Annotated in this window: 9 protein-coding genes and 1 CRISPR repeat array (1 of these 10 running past the window's edge); all 9 genes read right to left on the reverse strand. The window is 36.0% G+C overall.

The annotated features are described in order from the left end of the window. Positions 1–2,311: a CRISPR direct-repeat array (repeat unit 30 nt; unit sequence ATTTCCATACGATTTCGTCTAGTTTAAAGC); it begins 7,467 nt to the left of the window's first position. A 105-nt stretch (positions 2,312–2,416) separates the two neighbouring features. The 9 genes from cas2 to AB9H23_RS05935 all read right to left on the reverse strand — a co-directional run bounded on the left by cas2 (position 2,417) and on the right by AB9H23_RS05935 (position 11,631). After that, a complete protein-coding gene (cas2, locus tag AB9H23_RS05895; RefSeq protein WP_160323008.1) occupies positions 2,417–2,680 on the reverse strand; it encodes a CRISPR-associated endonuclease Cas2 in 264 nt (87 codons plus the stop codon). A gap of 78 nt (positions 2,681–2,758) precedes the next feature. Beyond that, positions 2,759–3,730, reverse strand: coding sequence for a type I-B CRISPR-associated endonuclease Cas1b (cas1b, locus tag AB9H23_RS05900; protein ID WP_160323007.1), 972 nt, complete (start codon positions 3,728–3,730; stop codon positions 2,759–2,761). Positions 3,731–3,742: 12 nt separating this feature from the next. Beyond that, entirely contained in the window at positions 3,743–4,231 is a 489-nt protein-coding gene (cas4, locus tag AB9H23_RS05905) for a CRISPR-associated protein Cas4 (protein WP_160323006.1), read from the reverse strand. An 11-nt stretch (positions 4,232–4,242) separates the two neighbouring features. Beyond that, entirely contained in the window at positions 4,243–6,645 is a 2,403-nt protein-coding gene (cas3, locus tag AB9H23_RS05910; protein WP_160323005.1) for a CRISPR-associated helicase Cas3', read from the reverse strand. 28 nt (positions 6,646–6,673) lie between these two features. Then, entirely contained in the window at positions 6,674–7,369 is a 696-nt protein-coding gene (gene cas5, locus AB9H23_RS05915) for a CRISPR-associated protein Cas5 (protein WP_160323004.1), read from the reverse strand. Positions 7,370–7,379: 10 nt separating this feature from the next. Then, positions 7,380–8,288, reverse strand: coding sequence for a type I-B CRISPR-associated protein Cas7/Cst2/DevR (gene cas7i / locus AB9H23_RS05920; protein ID WP_160323505.1), 909 nt, complete (start codon positions 8,286–8,288; stop codon positions 7,380–7,382). 1 nt (position 8,289) lies between these two features. After that, positions 8,290–9,969 (reverse strand): hypothetical protein, encoded by a 1,680-nt coding sequence (locus AB9H23_RS05925; protein ID WP_370004491.1) that lies wholly within the window; start codon positions 9,967–9,969, stop codon positions 8,290–8,292. After that, positions 9,962–10,681 carry a CRISPR-associated endoribonuclease Cas6 gene (gene cas6, locus AB9H23_RS05930; RefSeq protein WP_370004492.1) on the reverse strand — a complete coding sequence of 240 codons (720 nt, stop codon included), beginning with the start codon at positions 10,679–10,681 and terminating at the stop codon, positions 9,962–9,964. Before cas6 ends, AB9H23_RS05925 begins: the two co-directional genes overlap by 8 nt. Positions 10,682–10,866: 185 nt before the next feature. Continuing rightward, entirely contained in the window at positions 10,867–11,631 is a 765-nt protein-coding gene (locus AB9H23_RS05935; protein ID WP_370005961.1) for an ABC transporter permease, read from the reverse strand. Positions 11,632–11,663 lie beyond the last annotated feature (32 nt).

An 11,663-nucleotide genomic window follows, 5' to 3' on the forward strand; every position in this document is an offset into this window, starting at 1 on the left:
TACGATTTCGTCTAGTTTAAAGCCAGTGTATGATGTATCGGAGAGTAGGAAGAACCTCTCAATGTCAATTTCCATACGATTTCGTCTAGTTTAAAGCTGTGTTTTAATGTAGTATTCATGGAATTTTGAATAGATTTCCATACGATTTCGTCTAGTTTAAAGCAGGAATAGTGTGGGTTAAAGCATGCAGGATATGCGGATTTCCATACGATTTCGTCTAGTTTAAAGCTTAATAAGCAAGCAAGAACTTGCCAGTCGTTTAACCCAATTTCCATACGATTTCGTCTAGTTTAAAGCTTTCAAGGGAGGAGGGGGTGAGTCTTCGAGGAGCTTATTTCCATACGATTTCGTCTAGTTTAAAGCGCTAACATCCTCAGCGGTGAAGGTTATCTGATTCAAATTTCCATACGATTTCGTCTAGTTTAAAGCTTATGCTACAGTTATCTACAAATATATCGTATTCTTATTTCCATACGATTTCGTCTAGTTTAAAGCTGGTGTTTCATTCCTCATTTCAGGGTGGAATATCCCGTATTTCCATACGATTTCGTCTAGTTTAAAGCTCGCTTATTTTTTTAAGCCCATATAACCCGTATTTTTATTTCCATACGATTTCGTCTAGTTTAAAGCCTCATCATCGCAATCCTACTCTAAAAAATGATAAGTTAATTTCCATACGATTTCGTCTAGTTTAAAGCTAGAGGGCCGCCTCACCGGTCACATCATAGTTAACCTCATTTCCATACGATTTCGTCTAGTTTAAAGCGGTCGGTGCCCGGGTCGGGTCGGTAGGTATATGTGGATTTCCATACGATTTCGTCTAGTTTAAAGCGGGCTTCAAGCAACCCAGCCCTCGCAATACTAAACCATTTCCATACGATTTCGTCTAGTTTAAAGCATATGGCCTCGCAGGATGATACTCCCCAAGAAATGCAATTTCCATACGATTTCGTCTAGTTTAAAGCCCATACACTGCCCCCGCACTCATATACACTGGCAGGTATTTCCATACGATTTCGTCTAGTTTAAAGCTCTCATCAAACACAACCCCCCTTTCATATGCGAGCAAATTTCCATACGATTTCGTCTAGTTTAAAGCGGGTCTCGCCAGCCCTCATATAATATTCCCTGTCAATATTTCCATACGATTTCGTCTAGTTTAAAGCTAGATGAGAATAAGGATATTCTCAGGCGATTATCAGAAATTTCCATACGATTTCGTCTAGTTTAAAGCTATCCTCACGGAGGTTGAGTCGGTATTTGTGGGGTGGTATTTCCATACGATTTCGTCTAGTTTAAAGCACTTAGATTACGTAATAAAAATGATACTGGGCAATATAGATTTCCATACGATTTCGTCTAGTTTAAAGCAATTCCTGATAATCAAATATTTCCTCAGATTCCTCAGAATTTCCATACGATTTCGTCTAGTTTAAAGCATTTTTTTGATGGCTGCGAGGATGTGTTTGCATATGATTTCCATACGATTTCGTCTAGTTTAAAGCGAGGGGGGTGGTGATCCACGCGAGATCCTCACCCTGAATTTCCATACGATTTCGTCTAGTTTAAAGCCAGCCGGAAAGGGTTGCAGAACAAAAAAAAGAGGTGAATTTCCATACGATTTCGTCTAGTTTAAAGCACCCTCCCCCATGAACACCCAAATAAAAACACTATATATTTCCATACGATTTCGTCTAGTTTAAAGCTCAGCCATACCATATCAATCCTCCAATATTTTATAGATTTCCATACGATTTCGTCTAGTTTAAAGCAGTTATGGGCCACCCTCCGGCTCGTGGATTGGATCGAATTTCCATACGATTTCGTCTAGTTTAAAGCTACTACAAAACAAAGAGGTGATTGAGATGGTGAGGGTATTTCCATACGATTTCGTCTAGTTTAAAGCCTATCCTCCAGTTTGGTCATATGGAGTATGAGAAGGAGTATTTCCATACGATTTCGTCTAGTTTAAAGCCATTACTCACCCCTCCATATCCCTCAATATAATTATATTTCCATACGATTTCGTCTAGTTTAAAGCCCTTATCGTATTCTTCCTTAGTTATTATGCCGACATCATTTCCATACGATTTCGTCTAGTTTAAAGCGTATACTGTATTTATGTAGTTGGTTATTGTTGTATTATATTTCCATACGATTTCGTCTAGTTTAAAGCAATTATATCGCTGATCAATTCCTGGAGATAAATTTTAATTTCCATACGATTTCGTCTAGTTTAAAGCATAAAAGTTAAGGAATTCATCCCAATCTTTATAAAATTATTTCCATACGATTTCGTCTAGTTTAAAGCCGAGCCGATATTTTGATATTTTAATGAAATACTTACTGAGAATCCTTTGTTTCAATATACATATAAGTCTACCTGCAATAATGCAATTTACTTATAAAGGTAGACCTAGATAATAAATTCAATGGGGTTTTTCTCAATTCCTATAACATCTATGTATAAATAATTCTTATTAGGCAACCTATAGATCAGGACAGAATCAGAAGTTTCATCAATCAACTCTTTAAGACCTCTTTTTATTTCATTAAATTGTGCTCTGCTGATCTCACCTTCAAATACAGAATTCTGTCTCCAGTGGAGATATGTTTTCAAAAACTTGTGCACTTTATTAACTCTGTTAACATCTACATCATAAACTACAAGTAAATACATGCGACCACACAACCAGATACTCAACTACACCGCGAGATCCCATAATAAACTACAAGTAAGATACAAGCAACTAACCCATTACCACCATGCTTTAAAACTTTCATACTCCTGATCGCCTAGAACATGTTTGATTAGCTTATACGCCTCTAATCGCATCAAATATTTATATGAAACTTTTCTTTTGATTTTCGGATGTTTTATGGTTGTATCAAGCTTATTTTGATATTCCTTCAAAAAAAGTTGCTTTCCTCTATCATTAAGCATAACCCCAACATCTCTCTCAAAATCCTTTTCAGAAATCATATTATTATTCACTAACTTGAATATGACTCTACCGACTATCAATGGCTTAAAGATATCCGCAATATCAAGAGAAAGTGAAAACCTCCTTTCAGCAGGTTCATGTAGAAAACTGATAGAAGGATGAAGGTACGTATGATAAATCTCTGATAATGCACTCACGTAAAGCAGAGAATTACCAAATGAGATCAAGGCATTGAGTTCAGTCGTTGGGGGTCTTATCTCCCTCTTTACCATTTTAAATTTTTTTAGAATACAATTGAAGCTCTGATAATACGCATTCCACATGCGTCCCTCACTACTCATCAGTTGTGGGATATCTCCTTCCACCTTCTCCTTTTTTATGGTATCTATGTATGAATCAACATCTTTACCTTTCTTTCTATAGTATTTCAAAGACTTAAGTAAGTTGTGTCTGATACCTAAAACCATCTCTTTAGCAATCTGAGATCTTTTATCAGGATCTATGTAATGTTCAGATTGTTTCACCACCACCAGTCCAGAATTGAGCTGCAATCTAGGATATAAAGATCCTTCATAATAACCATATTTATTAAAAAAATTAACAGGTATGCCCATTTTCATTAGCATAGATGATGCTCCTGATTTCAGGGTAACCTTCCCATAGCAATTTATTTCATTTATACGGTTAACTGGTAATGGTTTTTTAGTATCTTTATTAATAAAATATAAAGTGTTTCCTCGACGAGACAATGTACCATGGGAAGTTATATACAAAGGATCCTTCATATAATCTCTCCTTTATGCCATGCAAAACTCATAATAACTGCATCTACGACAGTAGGGCCTAAAAATAACAGGTGGTGGGTTTTCTTTTTTTAGGATTTTCTTTATGTTCTCCACTATTTCCTCTATCTCCTCTTCAATTTTTCTTGTCAATTTAACTTCTTCCCGTTTTTTCTCTGTGGGGTAAAGGATTACTCCCTTAACATCCCGTCCTGTAAATTTCTTGATATACCATAAGTAATAATAAAGCTGATATCTGACGGGTTCTTCAAGTTTGCTTGATTTTTTTATCTCAAAAACAGTCAAGTTTTTGTTATTTATAAAATCTATAGCAATCTCCCCAAAATTTATACTCTTATTCTTCCGAGAATAGCTCTTCTCATGGATTAGTCTTCCAATAAGAATATCCTCATTATCGTAGTTCATGTTTATCTGCTTTGAGAATAACCATAGCTCTCTTTTACAAGCTATATAGTACTGTATCATCACACCCGTTACTCTCATGGAAATCACATTCAAATAAAGTTCCAATCATCCTCTTCTTGCAAATCAACTCCAATTTCATAATCGTAATTGAATCCATGGGCAAGATAAAATCTCTCCATTTCGTCTATTTTACCCTCCTTTAACATTTTAATAAAAAGCCACTTTGGTATGCCAACCGTATTTTCAAATCGGTCAATATCCTCTCCATCAAAAAGAACCGCTGGAACAACATCAATTTTTGCAAAGCGCTCATCAATGTCCCTAAGAGCCAGTAATCCAGAAATCTCCTCTAAATCCTCCGTTCTAAACCTGATAGTGTAGGGACCTTTTTTTCCTATAACAACGTCGTATTTATCATAACCCCTTTTAAACTTATTTTTAAATTCAAAGTAGATATCTTCAAGTTCAAAGAGGGAGTCATAAAGATTTGATACCATTTCAGCCATTTCACCAAGGGAAGGGGTTCCTTCTTTAACTATAGTTTTTGAGCATTCTATCACGTTTCTTCCATAAGGATAAATCCACTGCCCTCTCTCATTTTCAGCCTCAATGTCCATTGATATGTAAATTTTCCCAATTTTTCCAGGATCTTTATTTCTGTTTATTCTTCCAGCCCTCTGTGTTATAGAGTCCAGTGGCGCTATTTCAGTAAACAATATATCGAAATCTATATCTAAGGAAATTTCAACTACCTGAGTCGCAACCAAGACTAGACCTCTATCTTTCCATTTCTCTTTAAGTTCAATTTCATTCTCTTTATCCTTCCTATCCTTTTTGGTGAATTGTGAATTGTAAAGTATAAGATCTGTAGCTTCATTAGGTGATTTTCTTGTATTAAAAAATCCTGAGTTCTTTAGGTATTTATAAAGTTCTTTAGATCTGTTTACAGTATTAGTAACTACTAAGACCTTCTTTTTTTCATTGAACGCATGGATTATATGATCTATTACATCTGTTATCTGAGAGTTCTCTGTTTTTAAAATGAATGGCCTGTAATCAAAAAGCTCCTTTTCAGTTATTATTCTGTATTCTAAGCCTTTTAAAAGAGTTTTTTCAATGTTTTTGGGAAAGGTAGCGCTCATTATTGTAAATTTACACCCTCTGCCTTTAAGTTCATGCAATATCCTTTTAAGGGCCCCCAGCATCTGCCAATCATAGGAGTGTATTTCGTCAATTATTAGAAGTGAGTTTTCAATATTCAATTGTGAAAGGGGCCATTTTTTCACGTTAAAAAAACTAAGAATGAATGAATCCAATGTTGATACAGTTACAGGTTTTGAAAATGTCTTATTAAGTATACTTTCCCTCCATATCGTTTCATTATCATTATATTCATCTCTAAGTATAATCGATGAGGATCCATGCAGTATGCCTACGTTTTCGTTCCCGAAGTAATCTTTCAGGCGTTTGTACATTGAATTACTCGTGACCTGGGTCGGCATTGTGTATATTATTTTGGTATGTTTATTTCTCACATTGTTTAGGGCCCATAGAAGTGCCGCCTCTGTTTTCCCTTCCCCCGTAGGTATTTTTATGACAAGGTTTTCATGGCTCTGAGAAGCTTTTTCCTGGAACGCTTTTTTAACAAAGTTTCTTCCCTTCTTAGAGGCTCTAAGTTTAATTTTTTCCAAGAATTCATCCTTTGAAATAAATTCCTGACTTATGTTGTATGAACCACTTGCAGACCAGTCTGCTCTTATTAAATTACCTGTTATAAATCCATAGATCTCTTTTACCTTTTTCTTCTCCAGAATACTGGCTTCGCTGAGAAAATTATTCAGAATATCCAAAATCCCCTTTTCATCGAAATTCCAAGAAAATTTAGCCCTTAATAGGTCATGAGGATTTTTAGAGGGTATTTTAAACTTAAATTTGTAAGGACATTCCTTCTTAAAAAATTTTTTATAATACTCAGGATACCTAAAAGCGAATTCAATTGTTTCTTTGAAGTAAATGGGGGGTTCCATGTCCTTAAATTTTTCATCAGAGTAAATATCCTCATGTAAAACCGTGTGATGTGTTAGGACTGCCAGTGTAACATAATCAATGCCATTTATGGTCAGACCCAGGTCGTGTGTAAAATAGATTGAGTAAAGAGGATGGTATGATTTCCCCTTGTTTAAAATCTTATCATTATAAAATTCCATGGTCCCCTTTCCCAGATCATGGAAAAAAACCGAAAAAAAGAGCGAATCCAGAAGAGGTTGTTTGTCAATATCATTTCTCTTTGCAAATGAATCAATAGATTCACTGTTTTCATCTAAAAAATCCTTGAGAGAATTCAAAGCGCTTTCAGTGTGTTCTTTCAGAGTAAAGGGGCCGTCCGTAGCAGTCTTTGCTATGATATTCCTTTCAAAAAAGGATGGGTCTATACCGTAAATTTTAACAAATTCATCCTTATGTTTAACCACAAAATCCCTTAGTCCGATCATGGCATGCACTCATGATTTTAGTCGTGGCTCAGATCATTTCTATATTATATGAATATTCTCTGTCAAAATAAACTTTCTTGGTTTCATTGAGCATAAATTCGAACCCGAGGAACTCCACGATCTGAACAAGGTCTGCTGGTTTTCGGGGGGTTACTTCTCTGTTGAAGTTAAGATTAGTGGTAATTATCCTTGGTGGAAATAATACTGGAAGACCATTATCTCTAGGGTGATAAGTGTATTTCATTCCCTCATTGTAACTAAAGATGCTATGTACAACCGAATCATTTTTGTAGTCCATTTCAATCTTTTTTATATCTCTTATGAGAACCATTTCATCGTCCATGCCAAGAGAAGGTATCCTTGAGGGATACCTCAAAAATTTAAAGATATCCTCAAGAACATGCTCCTCGGCAGATAGGTATATCAAGAATTTGCCTTTGTAAATCTTTTCACGTTGTAATATGTCCCTACCAGCTCCAGCGGATTTCCATTTTTTGAAGGTCCATGCATCATTGAAAATTGATTCTATGTACAAGGGTACTATACCGACCTTGATATCATTAAGAAGCTTGTAGTATCCTTCCTCGTTTTTGCCCATAATATTTGCCAGGAGCCCCACTATCTGTGTTTTAGTCGGTGCAAGGTATGTCAACTGAAAAACTGATGTCTGGGGCATTCTAAAGGAATTTATGAGTCCCTCTGCAATGAACCTCACTGCTTCCATTTTAACACCGTTAAGCCCATTCCTTCACACGGTCAAGAGCTCTGTTAACCGAGGTTACATCATCAAATGATGATTTTATCTCTTCCTCATTGGAAAATATTCCTGAACGTATACCTATGCAGTAATCCTCGATTATTTCGCTGAACTCGTCTATTGCTTCCCTTATGTACTCTATTTTAACATTTCCATTTTCATCAACGTCAAGTGAGTTGAGGAAAATTGGGGTTCCTGCTTTCTGTAGGGTTACGACCACTAGTTTGGGAGTTAAATCATCAAGAAGCCTCGCCTTTTTTGCTCCCCCATCGATGTTTTTTATTGCGTCAACAAGGTAGCCTATCCGTGATCTCTTTTCTTCAGAATCTATGACATCCTTAATCTCATAGCTCATTTCATCAACACTGGCCCCTATAGCGTCAAAGTCCATTACAATATTTCCTCTCATGAAATTAAAGGTGTTTATCTCAACTTTAACTAGATCTCCACCTTCTTGCCCCTCTTTCTTTCTTGTAAGAAAATCTGTCTCCCCCTTCCAAGGAAATATACTTATGAGGGGCGATACCTTTACAGGAGACCAGCGCCTTAGGGCCATTTTTTTTGAGCCCTTAGCTGCTTCCATAAATCCAAATAGATCAAGATCGGGATGGTTGTTCAGTATCTCTGTATATCTCTCATCTCCCTCACTTTTGGCCTCAATTATATATTCACCATTCTTATCTAACTTTGTAATCTTCATTCCCAGCTGATTCATTGTTTCCTTCAGGTAGTACCTCATTGCCTGTCCTGAGACATATGGGAAATAATTTCCTCTGCTATCCTGAACTTTCTTCAAAACTACCATGTTACCTGGGTTTTCACTGCTGTTTAGGTTGTCTATGTTAACCTTGGTAATGTATCCAATATTCACAAATTTCCGACTCATTTTAAGATCCTCCTTTGTTTTTAGCATATATGGCCGATAGATATTTCTGTATAGCATAAATAGCAAGGTAATTCCTTATCAGAAGAATTTTTCTGTTATTATCTGCTTCTTCAAGGAGGTCATTTATCAGTTCGCTGTATTTTTTATCTGTTTCATTTGCTTTAGAATTCCATAGAGCTCCAGCGTTTTCTTTCATTATTTCATATTCAAGGTTCTTAAAAAACTCTGTAAGTCCTTCAAGATTCCCTATTTCTCTCAAAGGGTACAGTATATCTTTATTCCCATATTGGGCTGCAAAATATCCTATTCTATCCCCCACAAGTCTACATATTCTATGTAATTCTTTTAATTCTGTCATTCCACTTACCTCCAAGTATTCCGTAAGAAATTGATAGAGTAATGAGGGGTTCAGAACCGAGGGTTTATCCAAAGAAAGATTGTAAAAAGATAGATCCATAATGACAGGGTCCAAAGGAAGACCAAACAGTATTCTCCTTGAAAGTTCCTTCCTTGGCAAATTCTTGCCTTCAGACTTATTTATATTCTTATAATAGGCATAATTTATTATAGTTTTTAGAAATAAATTCTCTGAACTGTTCTTTATGGTCTTAGTTCTATCAAAGAATTCTGATATATATGAGAGTTTGTTATATGCCCTTAAATCATCTACTCCTCTTCCAGTTACCATGAAGCAAAAAACGGAGAGATATGATAGATCATCCATGCTAATGATTTTAGATTTGATTTTATAAAGTAACAATAGTAATTTTGAATAAACATCAGTTGCGGCAAAATCCCCTGCAACAATGAAATTAGAACCATTATTTGATTCCTCAATATAATCCATAGGGATTTTCAAATTCTTCTTGACATGATAAAGAAACCTTAAAGAAGGTGCTGCGACTATAAAAACGTTGTTTTGCTGGAAATAATTATTAACAAGGCCATACCTGTATATCAAATCACATATAAAACAAGCTGTTATGTCTTTTCCCGATCTTAAGTCTCTGAAAGAGGGCTTTGAATCACCTGTTCCAAAATCAAATATCAGATTCGAAGATAATATTTTGAATTTCTTCTCTTTACTTTCATCGTCAAGGTATTTGGAATATTTAAGTCCGCAAAGAAAACATTCATCACCTTCAAAAATCTCCTTTATTCGCGATGCTATCTTTTTACCAAGTTCCTCAGGTTCAAGGTAAATCATGACCTCACTCTTTTTGCCGTACTGAAGACTCTCATTTTTACCTATCTTCTTGTCAAAATTTTTTTTCACTTCGATTTCTCTTTCTTTTAAAAGCTGCAATTTTTCTTTGGAAACGGTAATTCTTGGTAAAAGATCCTTTGTCCTTTCTGATCTCTGAAGGAATGGTTTAACATTTAGTTTTGGTCGTATTAAGACATCATCAGTCTTCTGATCATAATAAGGTTTGTAGTTTTGGGTTTCTTCAAATACTCTTGAATAATAAATACTCCTTAAAATATAATATGATTCTTTTAAATCCTCAAATGTTCCCTTGAACTCAAGACACGTATCTTTAAGTATAAAATCTGAATTTTTGTACTTCACTTTGTATTCGTCAACATTTTCAAATCTTTTATCTGATCTTAACTCTGAAAATATATTCACAATCCCATTGTCATAGAGAAAGTCGTGTTTGTCAAATTTTATTTCAAGCATTTTTAAGACTCCCCATCGTATTTAACATTCCAAATCCAAGTGAATTCTTTTCTCCAAGGCCGCAGTTCAGTAAAAAATAGTAAAACTTCTTATTATCCATGTTAAACTTCTCAAGGTTTTTCCAGAGAGTACCTATTACTATAAAAAGTTTATCCGCCTTTTTGAGTCTGACTGCAACTTCACGACCATATTCAAGCCTATCAAAAATGTTCCCCTCAAAGTAGTACTCCTCATCATAAAATGAATTATATTTCTTGAGGGCGTTTTCTTTCAAGCGATCCATGAAAAACTGAAAGTCGTGAGTCTTTTTCATTGAGAAATAGTAATTCTTTCTACCATCCTTATAAAGAACAATGGGGGTGCTGGTTATGAACTGTCTTTCAAGTCTGGGTTTGAATAGACTTACAGATTCTATTTTAACTGGATAATTACCAAGATATGCTGATTCTCTCTTTTTCAATTCCTTTTCAAGCACCTTTATGAGCTTAAAATTAGGAGAAGATATTATTAGATTTTTTAATTCTCCTTTTTTAAAATCAGATACTGGGAAAATATTAGAGAAACAAAAATACTTAAAGCCCTCCATGTCATGGTAATCATGAAATGAATTACTTCTCTTTAAAAAAGAATAGATAAATCCTTGAATAGTGTAGTTGTTAATTGAAGAGTATTCGAATCCTTCATCACTTTTAAATTTGATAAGTAGTCTCATAAATTCACAATACCTCAATTTCACTGTATTTGAATTGAATTATCATTGTAGTGACTATCATATATACTACTATAAAGAGAGTTATATATAATTATCTATTAAATAAAAATAACAAAGTTTTAATGTATGTTAATGGTTAGCACATTAACAGTTATTGTTATAATATTTAGCACCTAACTATTTCATCACATTAAACTCTGCTCCTTCCTGTTGAAGAGGAAGGCCGCTGCAAGGACGGCTATAACTGCAAAAACCGATATCACTGCAACGTTAACCTCAAGTGGAAGCACCGAATTTCTCAGTATTGTGAACCTGAGGGCGTCTACTGCATAGGTCAGTGGGTTTATATAGACCGCGCCCTGAAGCCAGGCGGGGAGTCCTGTTATTGGGAAGAGTGCCCCGCTCAGGAGGAATATGGGGAGCACTATGAAGCTCATTATAAGGTTGAACCCCTCCATGCTGTCTGTGAAGGCCGCTATCATGAGGCCCAGGCCACCGAGTCCCATGGATATTATGAGGGCTATCACCATGCTAACAGCGAAGCAGATGGGGGACATTGTAACTCCCACTATGAAGGATAGGACAAGGAGTATGGCAGCCTGTATCATCGAGGCAGTGCTTATCCCCAGTGCCTTTCCGATCACTATGGAGGGCCTTGATATGGGTGCAACCAGAATCTCCTTCAGGAACCCATACTGGCGGTCTATTATCACAGAGACCCCCGAGAATATGCTGGTGAAGAGTATTGTCTGACCTATTATACCCGGATAGATGAAGGCCCTGTAGCCCCCTGCCACTGCGCCGAACCTCACAGCAGCCCCCAGACCTGTGCCGAATATTATGAGCCATAGTAGGGGGGTTACCACAGATGTGACTATCCTTGAACGGTAACGGAAGAAACGCTTCATCTCACGCAGCCATATTGTGTATATGCCCTCAAGTTCCGCCATGGTATCAAACCTCACCTACTACCCCCAATTTC

Origin of the sequence: Methanothermobacter sp. KEPCO 2, assembly GCF_041228365.1 — an archaeon.
Lineage (GTDB): Archaea > Methanobacteriota > Methanobacteria > Methanobacteriales > Methanothermobacteraceae > Methanothermobacter > Methanothermobacter marburgensis.